The sequence below is a fragment of the Streptomyces sp. DH12 genome (genome assembly GCF_020873895.1).
Lineage (GTDB): Bacteria > Actinomycetota > Actinomycetes > Streptomycetales > Streptomycetaceae > Streptomyces.
This window is the reverse complement of the sequence record NZ_JAHWGT010001278.1, coordinates 1-429: the sequence shown is the minus strand read 5'-3', so window position 1 is coordinate 429 and position 429 is coordinate 1. Positions and strand designations below refer to the sequence as shown.

Below are 429 nucleotides of genomic sequence, written 5' to 3'. Positions count from 1 at the left end.
GTCAGGTAACGGGTGTACTGCGTGATCTTCGCCGTGCCGGCCTGCCCCTCCTTCTTCAGGGCTTCCAGGCGCGGGATCACCACGGTCAGCAGCTGCAGAATGATGCTCGCCGTGATGTACGGCATGATGCCGAGCGCGAAGACCGTGATCTGGAGCAGCGCGCCGCCGCTGAACATGTTCACCAGACCGAACAGGCCCTGGTTCGCCTGGGCCGCGTCGATACAGGTCTGGACGTTCCGGTAGTCGACACCCGGGATGGGGATGTGCGTACCGAGCCGGTACACCACGATGATGCCGAGCGTGAAGAGCAGCTTCTTGCGCAGGTCGGGCGTCTTGAACGCCCGGGCGAACGCGGTGAGCACGGTGCCTCCTGCGACCCCCCGCGCAACTGCGTCAAGGGTGATGGTCTGAGATTCCGACTGAGGACGA

General features: G+C 64.3%; 1 protein-coding gene. It reads right to left on the bottom strand.

The window, feature by feature from the left end; all coding sequences use genetic code 11:
• Window positions 1–362, bottom strand: a 362-nt coding sequence (locus LPA54_RS39670) for a preprotein translocase subunit SecY (protein WP_368857908.1), incomplete at its 3' end; no start/stop codon positions are given.
• Between the last annotated feature and the right edge of the window lie 67 nt (window positions 363–429).